General features: G+C 70.7%; 21 protein-coding genes. 7 read left to right on the top strand and 14 right to left on the bottom strand.

Annotated elements, in window-relative coordinates:
• Positions 1–3: 3 nt before the first annotated feature.
• Positions 4–561, bottom strand: coding sequence for a ribosome recycling factor (gene frr, locus AU196_RS03585; protein WP_059093706.1), 558 nt, complete (start codon positions 559–561; stop codon positions 4–6).
• Between the two features lie 45 nt (positions 562–606).
• Entirely contained in the window at positions 607–1,365 is a 759-nt protein-coding gene (pyrH, locus tag AU196_RS03580) for a UMP kinase (protein ID WP_059093705.1), read from the bottom strand.
• Between the two features lie 144 nt (positions 1,366–1,509).
• On the opposite strand from pyrH, the gene AU196_RS03575 reads away from it, so the two are divergent.
• Together AU196_RS03575 and AU196_RS03570 are read left to right on the top strand one after the other, a co-directional pair.
• Complete coding sequence (locus AU196_RS03575; protein WP_082695610.1) at positions 1,510–2,475, top strand: 2-hydroxyacid dehydrogenase; 966 nt, start codon at positions 1,510–1,512, stop codon at positions 2,473–2,475.
• Positions 2,472–3,605 carry a glycerate kinase gene (locus tag AU196_RS03570; protein ID WP_059093704.1) on the top strand — a complete coding sequence of 378 codons (1,134 nt, stop codon included), beginning with the start codon at positions 2,472–2,474 and terminating at the stop codon, positions 3,603–3,605. Before AU196_RS03575 ends, AU196_RS03570 begins: the two co-directional genes overlap by 4 nt.
• Positions 3,606–3,639: 34 nt before the next feature.
• Here the strand turns inward: AU196_RS03570 and AU196_RS03565 are convergent, their stop codons facing one another.
• From AU196_RS03565 to AU196_RS24995, 6 genes are all read right to left on the bottom strand, one after another.
• Complete coding sequence (locus tag AU196_RS03565; RefSeq protein ID WP_059093703.1) at positions 3,640–5,655, bottom strand: primary-amine oxidase; 2,016 nt, start codon at positions 5,653–5,655, stop codon at positions 3,640–3,642.
• 4 nt (positions 5,656–5,659) lie between these two features.
• A complete protein-coding gene (locus AU196_RS03560; RefSeq protein ID WP_059093702.1) occupies positions 5,660–7,171 on the bottom strand; it encodes an APC family permease in 1,512 nt (503 codons plus the stop codon).
• A gap of 22 nt (positions 7,172–7,193) precedes the next feature.
• Positions 7,194–7,916 carry an ABC transporter ATP-binding protein gene (locus AU196_RS03555; protein ID WP_059093701.1) on the bottom strand — a complete coding sequence of 241 codons (723 nt, stop codon included), beginning with the start codon at positions 7,914–7,916 and terminating at the stop codon, positions 7,194–7,196.
• Position 7,917: 1 nt separating this feature from the next.
• Positions 7,918–8,484 carry an FtsX-like permease family protein gene (locus AU196_RS03550; protein WP_059093700.1) on the bottom strand — a complete coding sequence of 189 codons (567 nt, stop codon included), beginning with the start codon at positions 8,482–8,484 and terminating at the stop codon, positions 7,918–7,920.
• Positions 8,481–9,656 carry an ABC transporter permease gene (locus tag AU196_RS03545; protein ID WP_059093699.1) on the bottom strand — a complete coding sequence of 392 codons (1,176 nt, stop codon included), beginning with the start codon at positions 9,654–9,656 and terminating at the stop codon, positions 8,481–8,483. Before AU196_RS03545 ends, AU196_RS03550 begins: the two co-directional genes overlap by 4 nt.
• A 78-nt stretch (positions 9,657–9,734) precedes the next feature.
• The gene (locus tag AU196_RS24995; protein WP_197415691.1) at positions 9,735–10,574 is read right to left on the bottom strand and encodes a YhjD/YihY/BrkB family envelope integrity protein; all 840 of its coding nucleotides are present in this window, start codon (positions 10,572–10,574) and stop codon (positions 9,735–9,737) included.
• 39 nt (positions 10,575–10,613) lie between these two features.
• On the opposite strand from AU196_RS24995, the gene AU196_RS03540 reads away from it, so the two are divergent.
• On the top strand, positions 10,614–11,306 hold the full coding sequence (locus tag AU196_RS03540) for a CDP-alcohol phosphatidyltransferase family protein (RefSeq protein ID WP_157546006.1): 693 nt from the start codon (positions 10,614–10,616) through the stop codon (positions 11,304–11,306).
• On the opposite strand, the gene AU196_RS03535 is transcribed toward AU196_RS03540, so the two are convergent.
• Together AU196_RS03535 and AU196_RS03530 are read right to left on the bottom strand one after the other, a co-directional pair.
• Complete coding sequence (locus AU196_RS03535; RefSeq protein ID WP_082695607.1) at positions 11,215–12,759, bottom strand: phytoene desaturase family protein; 1,545 nt, start codon at positions 12,757–12,759, stop codon at positions 11,215–11,217. The two genes, AU196_RS03540 and AU196_RS03535, sit on opposite strands and share 92 nt — an antisense overlap.
• Entirely contained in the window at positions 12,756–13,874 is a 1,119-nt protein-coding gene (locus AU196_RS03530; RefSeq protein ID WP_059093698.1) for a glycosyltransferase family 2 protein, read from the bottom strand. The genes AU196_RS03535 and AU196_RS03530 overlap by 4 nt, the downstream gene beginning before the upstream one ends.
• Positions 13,875–13,944: 70 nt before the next feature.
• Between AU196_RS03530 and AU196_RS03525 the strand changes: the two genes are divergently transcribed.
• Both AU196_RS03525 and AU196_RS03520 read left to right on the top strand, forming a co-directional pair.
• A complete protein-coding gene (locus AU196_RS03525) occupies positions 13,945–14,754 on the top strand; it encodes a carotenoid biosynthesis protein (protein WP_231737318.1) in 810 nt (269 codons plus the stop codon).
• Positions 14,751–16,301, top strand: a complete 1,551-nt coding sequence (locus AU196_RS03520) for an FAD-dependent oxidoreductase (protein WP_157546003.1) — start codon at positions 14,751–14,753, stop codon at positions 16,299–16,301. The genes AU196_RS03525 and AU196_RS03520 overlap by 4 nt, the downstream gene beginning before the upstream one ends.
• 9 nt (positions 16,302–16,310) lie before the next feature.
• Here AU196_RS03520 and AU196_RS03515 read toward each other — a convergent pair whose 3' ends face one another.
• The 3 genes from AU196_RS03515 to rpsB form a co-directional block, all read right to left on the bottom strand.
• A complete protein-coding gene (locus AU196_RS03515) occupies positions 16,311–17,717 on the bottom strand; it encodes an amidase (RefSeq protein WP_059093696.1) in 1,407 nt (468 codons plus the stop codon).
• 97 nt (positions 17,718–17,814) lie between these two features.
• Positions 17,815–18,630, bottom strand: a complete 816-nt coding sequence (tsf, locus tag AU196_RS03510) for a translation elongation factor Ts (RefSeq protein WP_059093695.1) — start codon at positions 18,628–18,630, stop codon at positions 17,815–17,817.
• A 10-nt stretch (positions 18,631–18,640) separates the two neighbouring features.
• The gene (gene rpsB, locus AU196_RS03505; protein ID WP_059093729.1) at positions 18,641–19,507 is read right to left on the bottom strand and encodes a 30S ribosomal protein S2; all 867 of its coding nucleotides are present in this window, start codon (positions 19,505–19,507) and stop codon (positions 18,641–18,643) included.
• A gap of 276 nt (positions 19,508–19,783) precedes the next feature.
• Between rpsB and AU196_RS03500 the strand changes: the two genes are divergently transcribed.
• Complete coding sequence (locus tag AU196_RS03500) at positions 19,784–20,275, top strand: M23 family metallopeptidase (protein WP_059093694.1); 492 nt, start codon at positions 19,784–19,786, stop codon at positions 20,273–20,275.
• Positions 20,276–20,341: 66 nt separating this feature from the next.
• Entirely contained in the window at positions 20,342–21,313 is a 972-nt protein-coding gene (locus AU196_RS03495) for a TIGR03621 family F420-dependent LLM class oxidoreductase (protein WP_059093693.1), read from the top strand.
• Here the strand turns inward: AU196_RS03495 and AU196_RS03490 are convergent.
• A complete protein-coding gene (locus AU196_RS03490; protein WP_059093692.1) occupies positions 21,299–21,496 on the bottom strand; it encodes a hypothetical protein in 198 nt (65 codons plus the stop codon). The two genes, AU196_RS03495 and AU196_RS03490, sit on opposite strands and share 15 nt — an antisense overlap.
• Positions 21,497–21,501: the final 5 nt, after the last annotated feature.

Below are 21,501 nucleotides of genomic sequence, written 5' to 3'. Positions count from 1 at the left end.
CCGCTAGACCTCCAGCAACTCTCCCTCTTTGTGCTTCACCAGTTCGTCGATCTGGCTGGTGTAGGTGTGGGTGGTCTTGTCGAGGTCCTTCTCGGCACGGCTGACCTCGTCCTCGCCGGCTTCGCCGTCCTTCTTGATGCGGGCCAGTTCCTCCATCGCCTTGCGGCGGATGTTGCGCACCGACACCTTGGCGTCCTCGCCCTTGGCCTTGGCCTGCTTGACGAGGTCGCGGCGGCGCTCCTCGGTGAGCTGCGGGATGGACACCCGGATGATGTTGCCGTCGTTGGTGGGGTTGACGCCGAGATCGGAGTTGCGGATCGCGTCCTCGATGTTGCGCAGCTGGTTGGCCTCGTACGGTTTGATGACCACCATCCGCGCCTCGGGCACGTTGATGCTCGACAGCTGGGTGATCGGGGTGGGGGCGCCGTAGTAGTCGACGTTGATCCGGTTGAACATGCCCGGGTTGGCGCGGCCGGTGCGGATCGACGACAGGTCGTCACGCGCCACCGACACCGCCTTCTCCATCTTCTCCTCGGCGTCGAAGAGGGTTTCGTCGATCACAGTCTTTCTCCCGTCGCTACGTTCGCCCGGCGTCGCCGCACCCGTTCAGGTGGTGACCAGTGTTCCGATCTTCTCACCCGCGACCGCGCGGGCGATATTGCCGTCGACGAGCAGGTTGAACACCAGGATCGGCATGCCGTTGTCCATGCACAGCGAGAACGCGGTGGCATCGGCGACCGCCAGCCCGCGGTCGATGACCTCGCGGTGGGTGATGGCCGTCAGCATCTCGGCGTTCGGGTCCTTGCGGGGGTCGGCGGTGTAGACGCCGTCGACGGCCTTGGCCATCAGCACCACCTCGGCGCCGATCTCCAGGGCCCGCTGGGCCGCGGTGGTGTCGGTGGAGAAGTACGGCAGCCCCATGCCCGCACCGAAGATGACCACGCGGCCCTTCTCGAGGTGGCGCACCGCACGCAGCGGGATGTAGGGCTCGGCGACCTGACCCATGGTGATGGCGGTCTGCACGCGGGTGTCGATGCCTTCCTTCTCCAGGAAGTCCTGCAGCGCGAGGCTGTTCATCACGGTGCCGAGCATGCCCATGTAGTCGCTGCGGGTGCGTTCCATCCCGCGCTGCTGCAGCTGGGCGCCCCGGAAGAAGTTGCCGCCGCCGATGACGACGGCGACCTGGACGCCGCTGCGGACCACTTCGGCGATCTGGCGCGCCACGAGGTGTACGACGTCCGGGTCGAGACCCACGGCGCCGCCACCGAACATCTCGCCGCCCAGCTTGAGCAGCACCCGCGAATACAGCGGCCGGATCTCGCCGACCACCGCGCCGGCGCCGTTGTCACTGTTCGGCTCCGACATCAGACCCTCGGCCTCCTCGCTACGACGTACCGGGCGCTCCCCCAGGTGGCACACCCATCCTGCCTCATGTGGGGTCGCCGGTGTGGCAGGGGCGGTCGAATTCGACACCGCGTCCGGTCGGGCCTGAGGTTAGGGTCGGACGTCGTGACCACCGCGGCCGGACACGTGTACGTGTCACGGCTGCTCACCGACGGCGCCATGGAGCGGTTGCGTACGCTCGGCCGGCCGCTGAGGGTCGGTGACGAGAACCCACCCACGCGAGGCGACCTCGAAGCCGGGTTCGCCGGTGCGTGCGCGGCGGTGGTGACGCTGACCGAACGGGTCGACGCCGACCTGCTCGCCGCCGCCGGGGACGGGCTGCGCGTGGTCGCGAACGTGGCCGTCGGCTACGACAACGTCGACGTCGCGGCGGCCCGCGCCGCGGGGGTGACCGTCACGAACACCCCCGGCGTTCTCGACGCCGCCACCGCCGACCACACGTTCGCCCTGATCCTCGCGGTCACCCGCCGAGTCGTCGACGGCGACCGGTTCCTGCGCTCTCGGCAGCCGTGGGTGTGGGGCCCCCGGATGCTCACCGGTCTCGACGTCAGCGCGGGCGCGACGCTCGGCATCCTCGGCTACGGCCGCATCGGCAGAGCGGTCGCGCGGCGGGCGCGCGCGTTCGACATGACGGTGCTGGCCACGACGCGCAGCCGTACCGCCGGCGCCGAGGACGGGGTCCGGTTCGTCGACACCGGAACCCTGCTGTCCGACAGCGACGTCGTCTGCGTGCTGACGCCGTTGACCGACGAGACGCGTCATCTCATCGACGCCGCGGCGCTCGCTCGCATGAAACCAACGGCCTACCTGGTCAACACCGCCCGCGGCGGCGTCGTCGACGAGACCGCGTTGATCGACGCGCTCACCGCGCGCCGCATAAGTGGCGCCGCGCTGGATGTGTTCGAGAATGAACCCCATGTCGATCCCGCGCTGCTCGATGCCCCCAACCTGGTCGTCACCCCGCACATCGCCAGCGCGGGCGAGGCGACCCGCGACGCCATGGGCGTCCTCGCCGTCGACAACGTCGCGGCCGTGCTCGCCGGCCGGCCCGCGCTGACCCCGGTCCGATGAGAATCGTTCTCGCGCCGGACTCTTTCAAGGAGTCCATGAGCGCCGCACAGGCCATCGAGGCCATGCGGGAGGGGGTGCGCGCGGCCCGTCCGGACGCCGACTGCGTCGGGGTCCCGATGGCCGACGGCGGGGAGGGCACCGTCGACGCGGTGGTCGACGCGCTCGACGGCGAACGGGTCACCGTCGAGGTGGCCGATGCGCTGGGACGGCCCGTGCAGGCCACCTACGGCCACGTCCGGGCCCGAGGGCTCGCCGTGATCGAGATGGCGGCCGCCGCGGGGCTGGAGCTGATCGCGCCCGCGGAACGGGATGTGTTGCGCGCAGGCACGTTCGGGGTGGGACAACTCATCAGCGATGCGCTCGACCGCGGCGCCACCGAGTTCCTCATCGGCCTCGGCGGCTCGGCCACCAACGACGGCGGCGCCGGGATGCTCACCGCGCTCGGGGGCCGGTTGTACGACGGGGCCGGCGCGCCGCTGCCGCCAGGTGGTGCGGCGCTGGCCGACCTGGACCGCATCGACCTCGACGGCCTCGACCCGCGGTTGTCGGCCGTGCGCATCCAGTTGGCCTGTGACGTCACCGCACCCCTTCTCGGCCCCACGGGCGCCAGCGCGGTGTTCGGCCCGCAGAAGGGGGCGAGCGCCGCCGACGTCGCCCGGCTCGAGGCCGCGCTGGCCCGGTTCGCCGAGGTGGCCGACGCCGCGCACGCCGAGACGCCCGGCGCCGGGGCGGCCGGCGGTCTCGGCTTCGCACTGCTCGAATTCCTCGGTGCCACAAGCCGACCCGGTGTCGAGGTGGTCGCCGAGACGGTCGGGTTGGAGCAGGCGTTGCGCGGTGCGGCGTGGGTGTTGACCGGTGAGGGCGGCGTCGACGCGCAGACGCTGATGGGAAAGACACCCTTCGGGGTGGCGCAGGTCGCCGCCCGCACCGGGACCAGGGTGGCCATCTTCGCCGGCCGCGTCGGCGACGACGCATCGGTGCTTCTGGAGCACGGCGTCGACGAGATCGTGGGGATCACCCCGGCCGGAACGCCGCTCGAGCGGGCGCTGCGGGAGGGCCCGCAGTCACTGGCCCGCGCGGTCGCCGACTTCCTCCGCCGAGCAGACACAGAATCGCGTGAATCTCGGTGAGATGACGCGATTCTGTGTCTGCTCGCGGCCGGGGTCACGACTCCCGGGCGACGTCGGCGACCGGCAGGCCCGCGTGGTGGGAGTGGCAGGCCTTCGGCGGTGACGGCGGCAGGTCGAGCGCCGGGTTGCCGTCGAAGAAGCCGACCGGCTTGAGGTGGAATCCGGTGTAGGCGCACGGCATCACCGGCCAGTCCTCGGGCCGCACCACGTGGTGGGCGCCCACGGTGTACCACAGCACGATGTCGGTGTCCTCCAGCGGCGCATCGTCGACGATGTATTGCGGCAGGCCCTGCATGTCGGCCGACTGGTACATGTAGTCGCCCGCTGCGTACAACTCCGCCGGGTCGTATTTCGTCACCCACAGGTTGTGCTGGACGAACCGCGCCCGGTCATAGATGTAGGACCCCTCCTGCACCATCACCGGCACGACGTCCTTCGGCGTCAGCTTGTAGGCCACCGGGGCGCCCAGTTCGTTGCGCTTCGACGGGTTGGCGATCTTCCAGTACCGCCCGGTGGACCAGTCCCAGTCCCGGGCGCCGTCGGCCTCCGAGGCCACCAGGGTGTCGCGGGTGATCCAGGCGTTGCGGTGCGGGTTGAGCGCCGGATCGGGTTCGGGAATCGAATCCACCTCGTACACGCTGTTTCCAGCGCCGTCGATGCTCATGTCCAACCGGAAGTTGAAGAAGTGCTGGTGGTTGGGTCCGTAGATGCCGGGAGCCACCATCTTGCCGTAGCGCGGGTCGTCCCCGTCGGCGACGGCACCGGTGGTCAGCACCCCCGACAGCTTGACCTCGACCTCCATCGAGGCGTCGTTGTAGAAGTACCAGAAGAACCCGTACTCGTAGTTCCCGACGGTGCAGATCATCGAGATCACCAGCCGCCGCGACCGCCGCACCTCGACCTCACCGGTGCGGAAGTCGGTGTGTTTCCACGAGATCCCGTAATCCTCCTCGTGCATGCAGATGGCGTTCGGGATGGTGACCGCGTTGCCCGCCGAATCGTTGACCGTCCCGTCGAAGTAGAAGATCTCGCCCAGACAGTCACATCCGAGCGTCAGCGGGTTCGCCGAGAACCCCATCCCGACCTCGCCCATGTCGAAGACGTTCTTGTTCCAGTGCGTCGGCGCGGTGTCGCCGTAGGGCACCACCATCTCCGACAACGACGCCCGGTACACGATCGGTCGGGTCTCCCCGCGGTCGGTGTAGGTGATTTCATGCAGCACGACGCCTTCGCGGGGGTTGAAACCCACTCGCATGGACCACTTCTGCCACTGCACCCGCCAACCGTCGACGGTGAAACTCGGCCCCTCGGGCTGGGTGATCTCGATCGGTTTGACGTCGTCGCGGAACTGCGTGAACGCGGGCCGGTTGTTCGGGTCGAACATGAACCGCTCGCTGTAGTTACCCGCGGTCGGCGGCAACGGCACCACCCCGTGGTCCTCGACGTCGACGACCCGCATCGCGTCGAGGTCGAACGTGACGATCAGCCCTTCGACCGGCCTGGCGTATCCGTGTTCGGACGGCGCCGCCCGCATGAACGTCAGCGGCCGGCAGATGAGCGGTGAGTTGTCGTAGTGGTCCTGGCCGCCGTAGTAGCCCGCGGGCCACGGGTCGATCATCGCGAGACCGAAGTCGGTGACGCCGCGCTTGCGCATGGCCGCCTGCCACCGCGGGTCCTGCCGGACGACCTCCTCGACGCCGGTCATGTGCTCGACGAGATAGGACGGGAACCGGCCCGGCACCGCGCGCCACGAGTCGACGACCCGTGCTCCGAGGTCGACGACGGCCTCGCTGACGAGTTTGGCCGCCCCGTCGTACATGGTCGCGAACGCCCGGCGCGGCACGCCGTCGAGACCGTCGAAGGTCAGGCTGGGGTTCTTGGCCGGCTCGGCGAGCGAGATCATCACGAACTTCAGTGTCGGCGTGGCGTAATCGGAATCCATGATGATCGCCGCCGCCGCCTCGATCTCGGTGCCGGTGAGCGGGTCGAGCGGGTAGGCGACCGCGCCGTCGGTGGTCTCGGTGGCGGCCACGGTGCTGTCCATGGTCATGCGTTCACACCCCTTCAGGGCTGGTGTCGGATTTGTTGAGGTCGAGGACCGCCAGGTGCGCCAGCGCGTCGTCCTGGGTCATCTTGTGCGCCGAACGGCGGCCGAAGATGTAGACGACCAGGCCGAGGGCGAACATGCCGAGGCTGATACCGCCCACCCACGTCATCCACGTCGCGGCGGGTACGTCGATCCACGGTGTGACGAACGAGTAGTAGATGCCGCCGATGGTGCCCAGCGTCCCGACCACGACGGTGATCCACACGCCGGCCATACCACCGGGGATGCGCCAGAACTGTTCGTTGACATAGCGATCCGCGTACTTCTTACGGGCGATGATCACCGGGATCAGGAAGAAGAACCCGGACAGCAGCCACACCGTCGACAGCCCGCCCTGCAGGTAGATCGTGACGTTGGCCATGCTGCTCTGCGAGTACAGGCCGACCAGGATCAGCGACGAGATGACACCCTGGATGAGGATGGCCGTCACCGGGTTACGCGTGCGCGGGTTGAGGTGGGTGAAGATGCGCGGCAGGTGACGTTCGAGGCCGGAGACGAAGATGAGCCGCGAGTAGGCGACCTGATAGGTCATCAACGCCACGATGATGATGAACGCCAGCACGACCGCGCAGACCTCCATCAGACCGGGGAAGCCGGCGACGTCGAGCATGCCGATGATGCCGGTGACCGGGTCGATCTCGTCACCGGGCAGCGCCATCATGGTGCCGAGCGTGGTGAGCAGGTAGATCGCCACGAGCGCGGTCGATCCCCACAGGATCATCCGCGGACCGCTGCGCCGTACCGAGAGGAATTCCGCGCCCATGTTGTACGGGGTCTCGACGCCGAGCAGGTACAGCAGCACCGTGCCGTAGAGGAAGCCGGCGACCGCGAAGTTCGGGATCGTCGCCTCTTCCCACGAGAACGGGGTCGCCGAACCGTTCTTGGCGGCGTAGAGCAGCCCGCAGAGGAAGATCGTCAGCGTCAGCACGCCGTAGACGACGAAGACGACGTTCATGATCCGTTGGTTGGCGGCGAGTTTGGCCAGCGCCAGCCCGATGACCGTCCACAGGATCACCAGCTGCAGGATGATGCTCATGGTCAGCCCGAGTTCGGCGTGGAAGGCCAGGAGCAGGAACTGCAGCACCACCGCCGGCGAGGATGCGGCGTTGAGGATGACCGGGACCCACGACAGGTACCCGCCGATGAATCCCCAGGTCTCCCCCATGGTGCGGTAGGCCCAGATGTACACACCGCCCTGACCGGGCCACAGGTTGCCGAGTTCCACCACGGCCATTCCCGCGGGGATCAGGAACGTGAGGATGCCGAGCACCCACATCGGGATGGCCGTCCACCCCCCGGCGGCCATCACCGACGAGCCGGTGACCCAGCAGATGATGAACACGTATGCGGCCGTGAGCCCGAACGTGCTCATCACCTTGGGCAGGATCTGCTCGGGGACGAGTTCGGTGGTCATCAGCGCGTCGCGCCCCGTCGGCGGCGCGGCCTCAGCTTGTGTCATGGATTCTCCGAAAAGTGTTGTTTCAGTTGACGATCTGTCCGTCTTTCATCCGGACGACACGGCTCGCTTCGTCGGCCACCGTGGGGTCGTGGGTGCTGGCGACGACCGTGACACCGAGCGTCGAACACAGGTCGCGCAGCATGCGCACCACCGTCTCCCCCGTGCGGTGGTCGAGGTTGGCTGTCGGCTCGTCGGCGAGGACGAGCGCCGGGTTGCTGATCAACGAACGGGCGATCGCCGTGCGCTGCTGTTCGCCGCCGGACATCTTGGTCGGCTGGTGGTGGATGCGGTGGCCGAGGCCGACGAGTTCGAGCAGTTCGATCGCCCTGGTGCGCAACGCTTTGCGGTCGTACGGTTCGAACATCAGCGGAAGCTCGACGTTCTCGACCGCCGACAGGAACGGGATCAGGTTGTAGCTCTGGAAGATGAACCCGATCGTGTCGTGGCGCAGGGCGGCGAACTGGCTCTCGGTCAGGGTGCGGGTGTCGCGCCCGGCGACGGTCACCGAACCCTTCGTCGGGCGGTCCAGCCCGCCGATGATGTTGAGGAGCGTGGATTTCCCGCTGCCGCTGGGCCCCATCAGGCAGACGAACTCGCCCGGCATCACCGTGAGGTCCGCGGCGACCAGCGCACGCACCACTTCGTCGCCGAGTTTGTGCAGCTTCCACACGTCGGCGATCTCGATCAGCGGAAGCGGCGGCGAGGTGGCCGTGTCGTGGTCTCGGCGTTCTTCGATGGCGGTCATGTCAGCCTCCTGCGGTCAGGGAGCGGATGGGCGGGCGCGACGCGGCCGCCCAGGTGGGCGGGATGCTGGTCGCCAGTGCCGCGACGACACTGACCGCGACGGCCGTCGCGACACCGGTGAGCAGGCCGCTGGCCGTGACTCCGCCGGCGGCGAGGCCGGTGGCCCCGAGGACGACCCCCGCCACCGCGGCCGCCGCCGCGCCGGTCAGCGCGCCGAGCATCGCGGCGACGAGGGGTTCGACGAGCAGCGCCGCGACCACCGGCAGACGCGGAATTCCGTTGGCGCCCAGCACCCCGAGTTCCCGGGTGCGGTGCGCGACGGTGCGCGTGGTGGCCACGGCCACCTCGACGACACCGACCAGCAGCACGCTGATGGCGATGAGGACGACGGCGCGGTCGATCTGGTCGGCGTGGCCGAGCGACGCGGATTGCGCCCGGATCCCGCCGGACATCCCGAACACGATGACGACCAGGAACGCACCGGTCGCGGTCGTGACGACGGGCAGCATCAGCTCGCGGATGCGGCGGCGGGTCGACAGCCACCCGTAGGACAGTCCCCGGCGGATCATCTGGCCCCCAGCAGGTCGACCGGACGTTGTTGCAACAACCGGTGCACGGGTACGAGCGCCCCGACGATCGCCATCGCGGGGATGAACGCGGCGACCATGCCGGCGGCCTGCAGCCAGGCAATCGGTGTCGCGATACCCGGGATCACCAGCGCGACAGCGACTCCCGCGCCCAGCACTCCGACGAGGTAGGCGGCGACGAAGACGAGCGCCGATTCGACGAGGAAGAAGTAGAGCACCTCGTCGGCGAGGCCGATGCTCGACATGATCCCGAACTCGCGCTTGCGTTCGGCGACGGCGGCCAGGAACGACGACACCGCGATCACGAACCCGAGGGCCAGACCGATCGTCGAGATCAGGCCGAGCGTCGAACTCGTCACCTTGCCCGAGAACAGCGCCGAGAACTTCTGCTCGAACGACAGCGGTCCGTTGCCCCCGACGGTGTCGTAGATCAGACCTCCTCCACCCGGATCGGGGGTCTGCGACGGGTCGGCGGTCGCGGCCAGACCGGTGGCCGCACCGAATGTCTGCGCGAGGTCGCGCCGGTTCTCCTGTCCCGCCGGTGCGCTCACGGTCCACCAGCCGTCGTCGCCGACCAGCCCGTGGGCGACCGGGGTGGCGACCGTGACCGAATGACCGGCGCTTGCGACCTCGGCGACCAGGTCGTGGCCCCCGACGTCGACGTGGTCACCCGGGGACACACCGAGCCGCTCGGCCAATGTGTCGCCGAAAACCGCTCGGCCCGAGGGGGTCTCGTCGTCGCCCCGCAGCGACACCGGGACACCGTTGATCTCCGCGCGTCCCGACAGTGTCCGCGTGGCGCTCCACCCGGCGGGAACCTCGATCGCCGGGGCGGCACCTCCGGCGATCAGCGCCTGGGTGTCGGGGTCGTACCGCACACCGGCGGCGGGCACCACCCACAGGTGCGCGTCACCGAGCACGTCGCTGACCGAATCAGCGCCGGTGATCGCGTAACTCGACGAGATCGTGCGCACCACCGTCACGCAGGCGATCGCCAGGGCGATACCGAGGACGGCCAGCACGAAGCGTGCGGGCCGGCGGCGGATGTTGGCCAGCGCGAAACGGACGAGGCACCCGAAGGTGTTCCCGGAAGAGGTGGCGATCAGCGGTGATCGTGCGGAAGTCGTTGCGTTGTCGACCTGACTGGTCTGCACGAGAAGAGATCGTCAGACCGTCTCGTTTCCCCTGCAGCAGCGCGCAGTGTCCGCGGCGTTAACTCCCGGCCGGTTCCGTTACGGCGCTGTGTCCCGGTCCTGAACCCGTCGGCCGGCCGGGCGCATCACGTCGTCGAGCGCGACGGTGACGCGAAAGCCGCAGAGCACCAGGATGTGCAGCAGATACAGCCACAGGGCCAGAGCCGACACCGCGCCGACGATGGGCAGGCCGCCGAACGGCGCCGACCACGGAATCGGGATCGCCAGGAACAGCACGAAGCCCTGCAGAAATCCGGCCAGGATCGCGCCGGTGCCGAATGCGCCGATCAGCAGCGGCCGCCAGGCCAGCCGGCCGGGTCCGATCAACCCGAACACCCCCACCAATGCGGTCGACACGGTCAGCCAGACGATGTGGAAGGCCACCACGATGCCCCAGATCAGCGACCATCCCCCGCGGTCGTAGAGCGGGCCGACGTAGGGCGCCGAGGCGAGCACCGCGAGCAGCAGCAGCGGAGCCACCGCCGCCACGCCGAGTAGGCCGACGCGGCCGCGCCATCCGGTGAGAGTGTCGGGCGCAGAAGACATCTGGACGAACGCTCGGCGCAGCCCCTCGCCGTACAGGCTGGCCGGGAAGAGCACGACGAGGGCCTGCACCCACGACATCGACAGGGCCACGGAGGTGAGCGTGCGCAGCGCTTGGGGGGTGCCGTGCCCGTCGGGCAGACCGCCGACCGCGGCGTCGATCGCCGAGGTGACGGTCTCGTGGCCGACCAGGGCGCCGACCGCCCACAACGACACCAGCGCCAGCGGAGCGATCCCGATGATCCCGAAGAACGTGGCGCCCGCCGCCCACAGCGACAGGTCGCTGCCCGGGAAGGTCCGGCGGACTTCGGTGGCCAGCCGGCGTACCCGGCTCACCGCGCGCCCCGCCCTTGCGGATGCTGGCAGGCTGATGCTGTGAGCCCACGACCCCCGGCCGACGATGACGGCTGGTCGGCGCTGCACGACGGGGTCCGACCGTCGGGTGTGGCGCGCGGCTGGCTGCGGATGGTGGGGGCGCTGGCCACCGGGCCGGTGCTGCGGGTGCCACCCGACCTGCTGTCGGCGGCGGGGGTGCTGGCGCTGGCCGGGGCGTTGGCCGTGGTCGTATGGGGCAGCGTCGCCGGCGCCGGGTGGCTGTGGCTCGCGGTGCCGCTGATCGTGGGCGCCGGGGTGCTCGACACCCTCGACGGTGCGGTCGCGCTGCGCACGGGTCGGGCCCGGCCGCTGGGCGCGATCGTCGACGCGGTCGCCGACCGCATCGGTGACGTGCTGCTCGGCGGTGTGCTGCTGGCGCTCGGCGCGCCGCCCGGGTGGGTGGCCGCGGCGGTCGTCCTGGTCCTGCTGCACGAGTACATCCGGTCGCGCGCCCAGGCGGTCGGCATGCCGGGCGTCGGCGCGGTCACCGTCGCCGAACGGCCGACCCGGCTGATCGTCGTGGCGTTGGCGGCGGGTGGGGCCGCGGCGTTGCCGGCCGGCCTGCCGCTGCTCGGATGGGGCTGGGGCACCACGTTCGCCATCACGTGGACGGTAATCGGGGCCGTCGGGATGGTGCAGCTGGCGGTCGGGGTGCGGCGTTCGACACCGCCGCGCTTCCGGCAGGCCCGATGAGACCGGCGACGATCTCGGCCGACATCAGCACCAGCGGGATGCCGCCGCCCGGATGCGCCGAGCCGCCGACGAGGTAGAGCCCGGGCACGCGGCTGCGGTTGGCCGGGCGGCGCAGCGCGGCGCGCGGTCCGTGCGACGCGGTGCCGTAGATGGTTCCACCGGGCGCGCCGGTACGGCGTTCCAGGTCGGCGGGGGTGATCACCTCGACGAACCGGACGCGGTCGCGGACGTCGGCGCCGCGTTCGGCCAGCAGGTCGAGCACACGTCGGGTGTAGTGCTCGCGGAGGCCGGGAGCGTCCCAGTCGACGCCGCCTGCCGGGTTGTGTGCGGGTGCGTTGACGAGCACGAACCAGCTCTCCGAATCGTCGTCGGGGCGCAGCGCCGGGTCGTCCGGTGCGTGCACGTAGATGGTGGGGTCGGGTACGGGTCGCGGGGCGCGCCCGAAGATCGCGTCGAACTCGGCAGCGTAGTCGCGCGGGAAGTAGATCCGGTGCGCCGGACCCGGCCGCCGCCCGGACAGGCCGAGCAGCACCACGAAGCCCCCCATCGACGGGGACCGCCCACGCAGTCGCCGCCGCAACGCCCCGCCGGCACGTGGCGGCAGCAGCCGCTCGTACAGCACGCCGGCGTCGGCATCGCTGACCACCGCGTCGGCAGAGACCTCGACCCCGTCGACCCGCACCCCTGTCGTGCGCCCGCCCGACACCGTCACCGCGTCGACCGCCGCGCCGGTGTGGATCTCGACCCCGAGTGCGCCGCAGCGCTGTTCGACGGCCTCGACGATGCGGCGCAGCCCACCCGGTACGTACCAGGAACCGAACTCCTGCTCGACGAACGCCGTCACCGACAGCACCGCCGGGGTGCGGCGCGGGTCGGAGCCGGAGTACGTCGCATACCGGTTGAGCCACATCCGCATTCGCGGATCGGTCAGCACCCGGCGGCCCAGCCCGTCGATGGTCTGCCATGGCGCGACCGCCCTGAGATCAGCGGGGCGCACAGCCATCCGGGCCAGCGCGGGCAGTGAGACCGGCCGGCGCAGCACCGGGTCACCGACCAGCTCCCACAGCCGCCGGGAGCGGGTGTGCAGGCGTCGCCACGACTCGCCGGCGCCGGGACCCAGGGCCGCGTCGAGCGCCGCGGGAACCCGGGTGTGGTCGAAGGGCAGTTCGAGGCGGGTGCCGTCGGCGAAGAAATACGCGCATGCCGGGTCGACGGGGGTCAGCGGGAGGTCGGCCGGGCCGCCGGTGTCGAGGAACAGCTGCTCGAGGATGCCGGGCATGGTCAGCAGCGACGGTCCCGTGTCGAACGCGAACCCGTCACGCTCGAGGAGGCCGAGTTTTCCGCCGACGGTGCTCGCGCTCTCGTAGACCGTGACGCGGTGGCCGGCCGCGCCGAGGCGAGCGGCGGCGGCGAGCCCGCCCAGCCCCGCGCCGATGACCGCCACCGTGCTCATACCTTGCGGCCTTTCCAGTGCAGCGTGCCGCGAATCTGACCGATCCATGACGACACCAACAGCGCCAGCAGCATCAGCACCGAGACCGGGTGCGCGGCCGCATCCGAGCGCCGGCCGCCCCACGGCGCCGCAAGGGCGCGGCCCACCACCGCGGCGGCGTAGCCGAGCGCACCGACGCGTGAACCGGTCACCGCGGCGGCCGCAGGCACGACGTAGACGACCGCCAGCATCGTGCCGACCGCGAGCGCGCCGAGCGGGGAGCCGAACGCCGCCCACAGCGACTTGCGGTACCCGTCGCGCAGTTCGCGGCCCGTCGCGTACATCCGGCACGTCGCCAGCCGCGAGCCGTCGGCGAGCCCCGTCCGGCCACCGGAGACGCGCACCGCCCGCGCGAGCGAGATGTCGTCGAGTACCGCCCCCGCCACCGACCCCCAGTCGCCGGCGCGGGCCAGCGCACCGGCCTCGACCACCAGGAACTGGCCGTTGGCCGCGGCCATCGACGGACGCCGCGACCGCTCGGCCAGCCGCAGCGGAAGGGTGGTGAGCCAGGACCACGCCAGCAGCGGTTGCACCAGTCGGCCGGCGACACCGGCGGTGATCTGGCGCGGCCACGGGGAGAGCAGGTCCAGCGGCCGCGGTCCGCGCAGCACGGCGATCGCGGCGGCGACCGCATGCGGGGTGAGCACGACGTCGGCGTCGACGAACACGAGGATCTCCCCACGCGCCGCGGCGGTCAGTTGTGCGCAGGCGTGCGGTTTGCCGAGCCATCCCGGTGGGGGGTCGGCGCCGGTCAGCACGGTCACACCCGACCGCGGCCCGGCGGTCCGGCGCACGACGTCGGCGGTGCCGTCGGTCGACCGGTCGTCGAGGACGAGGATCTCGGAATCGCACAGACCCCGCTGCCCGACCAGTGACCGGATCGTCGGCGCGATCCGGTGTGCCTCGTCGCGGGCCGGGACCAGGATCGATACGCTCGCCGTCACCGGCGGCGGATCGGCGGGCGGGCGCCGCAGCAGTCGCAGGTTGACCAGCTGGTGCAGCGTGCCCAGGCACGCGAGTGACGAGCCGATGACGACGAGTGCACGCGACGTTTCGGCGAATCGATCATCGGGCACCTTGGAGACTCTACGAAGTCTCGCCCCGCCCGCGCAGGCGGCGTTCGGCGGCGTCCGAGAAGTGCCAGAAGTGGAGGTACACACGGTGGCGTTGGCCGTGCCCGTCGCGCCGGTGCGCGGAACGGCGGTGGTGTGGACGCTGGTCGCCGCCGCCGTCGGCGTTCAGATCGCCTACCCGCTGATGCCCGACGCCTGGCGCACCGAGGTGACGGTGACGAGTGTGGTGGTCTTCTTCGTCGCCGCGGTCGCCGACGCCGCACGGGTGCACGGGGCGGCCGGCGCGGGCGTCCTGGTCGCGGTGGCAGGCGGCGGCGGCCTGGCCGCCGAGGCGGTCGGGGTCTCCACCGGATGGCCGTTCGGGCCGTACGCCTACACCGGCACACTCGGCCCCGAACTTCTCGGCGTTCCGGTCGTCGTCCCGCTGGCCTGGGTGATGATGGCCTGGCCCGCGCTGGTGGTGGCCAGGACGCTGGCCGTGCGGCCCGTGGCCGTCGTCGCGCTCGGGGCGGTCGCGCTCACCGCGTGGGATGTCTTCCTGGACCCCCAGATGGTCTCCGCCGGGCACTGGACGTGGTCCGCCACCGTGCCGGGCCTGCCGCTGATCCCGGACATCCCGTGGACGAACTACCTGGGTTGGTTGATGGTGTCGACGGCGATCATGGCGGTCCTGAACCGGGCACTGCCGAGGGAGTCGGCGCCCTCGGCGCCGGCCGCGGCGTTGTACCTCTGGGTGTACTTCTCCTCGGTGCTCGGGCATGCGGCGTTCTTCGGCCTGCCCGGCTCGGCACTCGTCGGCGGTCTGCTGATGGGCACGGTCGCGGTGCCGTTCGCGGTGGCGCTGGGCCGGCGCCGCCGCGACGGCGGGATGGTGCCCGGGTGACGACACCGCACAGCCGGGCCGCGCCGGGGCGGATGCGGCCGCGCCGACTGGTCATACCCGATCCGCTGGCGCCGCGCCGGGTTCCCCCGGGAGCGGAGGCGATCGTCGTCGGCGGTGGGATCGCGGGGATCTCGGCCGCGGTCGTGCTCGCCGAGCGCGGTGTCGCCGTCACGGTGCTGGAGGCGGCCGAACACCTCGGCGGGCGCCTGGGCGCCTGGCCCGAACGGCTGCCCGACGGCAGCGAACAGAACGTCGAGCACGGGTTCCACGCCTTCTTCCGGCACTACTACACCTGGCGGTCGGTGCTGCGGCGCGTCGACGCCGACCTGTCCTTCCTCGCTCCGGTGCCGAGCTACCCGGTCATCTCCGCGACGTGGCCGGCCGAGGATCTGGCCGGCCTGCCCGCCGCACCGCCGCTGAACCTCCTGGCGCTGGCGATGCGGTCCAAGAGCCTGTCGCGGCGGGACCTGATGCGCGCCGACCCCGACGCCGGCCGAGCGCTGCTGGCCTACGACCGCGCGACCACGGTCGCCGAGCTCGACACCACCGACGCCGCAACGTTTCTCGACCGATTGGGGATGTCCGAGCGCACCAGGAGCATGTTGTTCGAGGCGTTCGCCCGGTCCTTCTTCTGCAACCAGGGCGACCTGTCCGCGGCCGAGTTGGTCGCGATGTTCCACTACTACTTCCTCGGCAACCCGGAGGGCATCGGCTTCGATGTGCCCACCACCGACCACGCGACCGCGATCTGGCATCCACTGCGCGAGTATCTGACCCGGCTCGGCGCCGCCGTCCGCACCGGCACCCCGGTCACCGGCATCGCACCGGACGGCCACGGTTGGCGCGTCGGCACCGGTGAGGGTGACCTGGTCGGCCGGCACGTGGTGCTCGCCGTCGATCCGGGCGCGTTGCGTCGGCTGATCGCCGACTCCCCGGCCCTGGCCGCGGCGGCGCCGTTGCTGTCGCAGCGTTGCGAAACCCTGTCCGTGGCACCGCCGTTCGCGGTCAGCAGGCTGTGGCTCGACCGCGACGTGGCTGCTGAGCGCGCACCGTTCAGCGCGGTGACCGGACAGCCGACGCTCGATTCGGTGGCGGTGTATTCACGTCTCGAGGAACCGAGCGCGCGGTGGTCCCGCTCCACCGGCGGCTCGGTCGTCGAATTGCATTCCTACGCTTGCCGATCGACCGATGCCGAGGCGGCGGCCCGGGCGCTGCGCGAGGAGCTCGCGGCACTGTGGCCGGAAACCGCCGACGCCGCGGTGATCCACGAACACCACCGTCTGGAGGCGACGGCGCCGGCGTTCCCGCCCGGGTCGACGGGCACCCGGCCCACCGTGCGCAGCGACGCCCGCGGTCTGCGGGTGGCCGGCGATTTCGTCGAACTGCCCTTCGTGGCCGGACTGATGGAACGGTCGGCGATGTCGGGGGTGCTCGCCGCCAACGACATCCTGGCCGAACTCGGCGCGGCGGCCGAGCCCGTCACCGGGGTGCCGCAGCGCGGTCTGCTCGCCGGGGTGCCGCGGGTGGGTCGCAGAAGCCGCAGCTGAGCAGGACCCTCAATCCTGGATGCGCCGCCACGGCCGCGCCTGCTCGAGTTCGTAGGCCAGTTCCAGCAGCCGCCTCTCCTGCCCGACGGTCGAGGCGAACATCATGCCGATGGGCAGTCCGTGGTCGGAATGCCCGAGCGGCAAGGAGATCGCCGGGTCGCCGGTGGCGTTCTGCAGCGGTGTGAACGCCACCCAATCGACCAGCCGATCGATGATCTGCCGGTAGTCCGCCGTCGGGTCGAGGTGGCCGATCCGCGGTGGAGCGTCGGCCAGGGTGGGGGTCAGCACGACGTCGTGGTCGCGGGCGAGGCGCGCGGTGATGCGACGGGTGCGGGCCAGGCGCGCGATGGCAACCGGCAGCCTGTGCAGGTTGCGCGCGGCGTGGGCTTCGAGACCTAGTGTGAGGTTGTCCAGGCGGGTGCGATCGAAGCTGGCGCCGAACGTGCGACGGCCACCCCGGACGAGGGCGAACGACAGGAACGACCAGTAGAGCAGGAAGTCGTCCATGAAGTGTCCGGGGACGGGGTTGTCGATCGGGGTGACGTGGTGGCCCAACTCCTCGAGCAGCGCAGCGGTTTTCATCGTCTCCTCGCGCACCTCGAGGCTCGCCTCACGGGCGATCGAGTGGGTGCACACCGCGATGCGCAGCCGCTGCCTGCCGGGCGCGGTCACGTCACCGATCGGCGGCAGTCCGGGGTTGCGATGCACCCGTTCCATCTCGCGGTAGAACGCGGCGGTGTCGCGGACCGAGCGGGTGACGACACCGTTGGCGACGATCCGCACCGGCATCTGGCGCACATCCCGGTCGAGCGGCAACCGGCCGCGGGACGGCTTGAGGCCGATCAATCCGTTGCAGGAGGCCGGAATCCGGATCGACCCGCCTCCGTCGTTGGCGTGGGCGACCGGGACCACACCGGCGGCGACGAACGCCCCGGAACCCGATGAGGACGCGCCCGCGGTGTGGTCGGTGTTCCACGGGTTGCGCACCGCGCCGAGCCGGGGGTGTTCGGCGGAGGCCGAGAACCCGAACTCCGACAGCCGCGTCTTGCCCAGCGCCAGCAGACCGGTCGCCAGGTACGCGCGGGCGAAGTCCCCGTGCGCCGCCGCGGGCCGGGGCTCCCACGCGTCGGTGCCCTGCATGGTCGGCATGTCGCCGACGGCGACGTTGTCCTTGATGTAGGTCGGGACACCGTCGAAGTAGCCACCGAAGGACCGGGGTGCGCCCGCCCGTGCCCTGGCCCGCTCGAACGCTTCGTAGGCCAGGCCGTTGAGCGCCGGGTCGACCGCCTCGGTGCGCGCGATCGCCGCCTCGACGAGGTCGGCGCGCGACACCCGCCCCGAGCGCAGGGCCTCAACGATGCCGACGGCGTCCAGGTCTGCGAGGGCGTCGTCGGTGAAGGCGCTGATGCGGGTCATGGCCCGACGGTACCAACACGTACCGCACAGTCGGTGGAGCAGACGCAAAAGTGCCCCGGTACTCGCGTTCCGGGGCACCTCTACGAGTGATCGCGCGTCAGGCCTGGCCGACCTCGAACCGGACGAACCGGGTGACGGTCACGCCTGCCTCGTCGAGCAGGGCCTTGACCGTCTTCTTGCTGTCGGAGACCGACGGCTGATCGAGCAGCACGACGTCCTTGTAGAAACCGGTGACCCGGCCCTCGACGATCTTCGGCAGCGCCTGCTCGGGCTTGCCCTCGTTGCGGGCAGTCTCCTCGGCGATGCGGCGCTCGTTGGCGACGACGTCCTCGGGCACGTCCTCGCGGGTGAGGTACTTCGCCTTGAGCGCGGCGATCTGCAGGGCGACCGCGTGGGCCGCACTCTTGTCGTCACCTGTGTACTCGACCAGCACGCCCACCGCCGGCGGCAGATCCGCCGCACGCTTGTGCAGGTAGGTCTCCACCTGGCCGTCGAAGTAGGCGACGCGGCGCAGTTCGAGCTTCTCGCCGATCTTGGCGCTCAGGTCCGCGATGACCTGCTCGACGGTGGTGTCACCGACCTTCGCGGCCTTGAGGGCGTCGAGGTCGGAGGCCTTGGCGGCGGCCGCCGCGGCGACGATCTGATCGGCCACCGACTGGAACTCCGCGTTCTTGGCGACGAAGTCGGTCTCGGAGTTCAGCTCGATCAGTGCGCCGTCCTTGGCGGCGACCAGGCCCTCGGCGGTCGCGCGCTCAGCGCGCTTGCCGACGTCCTTGGCGCCCTTGATGCGCAGCAGTTCGACAGCCTTGTCGAAGTCGCCGTCGGCCTCGACGAGCGCATTCTTCGAAGCCATCATGCCGGCGCCGGTCAGCTCCCGAAGCCGCTTGACGTCGGCAGCGGTGTAGTTCGCCATGTGAGCCTTCCTACGGGTTCTGGGGGGCGGTGGGTTCGGTCTGGATGTCCGCCTCGGGCGTGCCGGGCGCGGCACCGGCCGCGGTCGGCGACGCCGTCGCGCCGGCGAGCAGTTCCTGCTCCCACTCGGCGAGCGGTTCGGCGGCCACCCCATCCTGGCCGGCCTCGGCCTTGGCGCCGTTGCCGCCGCCGGCCCGGGCCTGCAGACCCTCGGCGACCGCGGAGGCCACGACCCTGGTCAGCAGCGCAGCGGACCGGATCGCGTCGTCGTTGCCCGGGATCGGGTAGTCGACGACGTCGGGGTCGCAGTTGGTGTCGAGGATCGCGATGATCGGGATGTTCAGCTTGCGGGCCTCGGCGACCGCGAGGTGCTCCTTGTTGGTGTCGACGACCCAGATGGCCGAGGGCACCTTCTGCATGTCTCGGATACCACCGAGGCTGCGCTCGAGCTTGTTCTTCTCGCGGGTCAGCATCAGGATTTCCTTCTTGGTGCGACCCTCGAAGCCACCGGTCTGCTCCATCGCCTCGAGTTCCTTGAGGCGCTGCAGACGCTTGTGCACGGTGGAGAAGTTCGTGAGCATGCCGCCCAGCCAGCGCTGGTTCACGTAGGGCATGCCCACGCGGGTCGCCTCTTCGGCGATGGACTCCTGCGCCTGCTTCTTGGTGCCGACGAACATGATCGAACCGCCGTGCGCGACCGTCTCCTTGACGAACTCATACGCCTTGTCGATGTAGGTCAGCGTCTGCTGCAGATCGATGATGTAGATGCCGTTGCGGTCGGTGAAGATGAACCGCTTCATCTTGGGATTCCAGCGACGGGTCTGGTGCCCGAAGTGGGTGCCGCTGTCGAGCAGCTGCTTCATGGTTACAACAGCCATGATGGCCATGTCCTCTTGTTGTCGGTTGCCGCCCGGCGTCGGGTGACGCTGGGCCCTGGTGACTGCTGGAGTGCCGGACCCGTCTGGGACGGGACCGCCGGCATCCGGTTCGACTCTCCGGTCGAGGTGCAGACACGCGAAGTCAGCCCGCTCGAAGCGAACTGCAGGTAGGAGTTTACACCGTCGGAACAGGTGCTTTGTCCACAGCGTGAGCCCGCTCCACAGGGCGGCGGCGCACCCCTGGCGATCTCCACGGAAAACGTCTGAACTGGGCCGATGCGACTCCTGGCGGTGCTGGTGGCGATCTCCGTCGCCGTGGCGGCGCCGGTGGCGGCCGAGACGGGCAGGTTGGACTGGCCGGTGCGGCCGCGCCCTCCGGTGGTGCGGACGTTCGACGCGCCCACACCGAACTGGCAGCGCGGACACCGCGGGGTCGACCTGGCCGTCGCGCCCGGGCAGTCCGTGTACGCGGCGCAGGCCGGCACGGTGGTGTTCGCCGGCGAACTGGCCGGGCGGCTTCTGGTCTCGGTCGCCCATCCCGGCGGCCTGCGCACCAGCTACGAACCGGTGCGGCCGTCGGTGCGGGCGGGGCAGACCGTGCGTGCCGGCGCGGTGCTCGGCGAGGCGCTGGCGGGCCACCCCGGGTGCGCAGCCGAGGCCTGCCTGCACTGGGGGGCGATGTGGGGTCCCGCGTCGCGCGCGCAGTACGTCGACCCGCTGGGGCTGTTGGAGACGACACCGATCCGGCTGCTGCCGCTCCGCCCGTAGCGAATTCGGCGTGTTGGGTCACGCTGGGCGCGACTGCGCACGCCGAGAGCGCCCACAATCGACGTCATGATCGCCGGCGAAGCCCACCGGTCACGACCCTTCCGATTCGGCCTCACCACAGCACGGTCGCGCGACGCGTCGGACACCCGGCGCTTCGCCCGCGCGGTGGAGTCCTCGGGGTTCGACGTGCTCACCTTCGCCGACCACCTGGTGCCGGCGACACCGCCGTTCACCGGGGCGACGGCCGCGGCGATGGTGACCGACCGGCTACACGTCGGGACATTGGTGCTCAACAACGACTTTCGACACCCGGTGGAGACCGCGCGCGAATCGGCGGGCGTGGCCACGGTGTCCGACGGCCGGTTCGAACTCGGCCTCGGTGCGGGCCACATGAAATCGGAGTACGACGCGGCGGGAATCCCGTTCGACCGTGGCGGTGTCCGTGTCGCCCGACTGGAGGAGTCGGCCGGGATCATCCGTGCCCTGCTCGACGGCGACGCGGTCGACGTCGACGGTGCGCACTACCGGGTGCACGCCGGGGCCCGGGCGCTGCTGCCCGCACCCCCGCACCGGGTGCCGATGCTGATCGGCGGCAACGGAGAGCGGGTGCTGCGGTTGGCGGGCCGGCTCGCCGACATCGCCGGGTTCGCCGGTATCGCCCACAACCACGACGCCACCGAGGTCGCGTTGACGCACTTCGGACCCGAGGGGCTGCGGGACCGCATCGCGCTCGTGCGCGACGCCGCAGGCGACCGGTTCGACGAGATCGAACTCAACGCGCTGATCCAGGCGGTGGTGGCGACCGACGACCGTGACGCCGCCGCCGCGGAACTGGCTGCCGCGCTCGGCGGGGTCAGCGCCGCCGAACTGCTCGACTCGCCGTTCGTGTTGCTCGGCACCCACGAACAGATGGCGCACACGCTGGACGAACGGCGACAGACCTTCGGGGTGACCTACTGGACGGTGTTCGACGAATGGGCCGGCCGGCCGTCCGCGATGCCGGACCTCGCGCAGGTCATCGCGTTACTGCGGTCGTGACGCGGCCCGCCAGCCCAGGTAGACCAGTCCCAGACCCACCACCGCGATGACCGGTCCGGCGATCGACCACGTCGTGGTGCCACTCATCGGGCTCCCCCCGACGAACCCGAACCCCTGGAGCGCGAAGAGCCCACCCGCCAGGGCCATCAGGATCCCGACCACGACCAGCACGACGCTCTTCATCCGGC

The organism is Mycobacterium sp. IS-1742 (assembly GCF_001500125.1).
GTDB lineage: Bacteria > Actinomycetota > Actinomycetes > Mycobacteriales > Mycobacteriaceae > Mycobacterium.
This window is presented reverse-complemented; position numbering and strand designations above follow the sequence as displayed.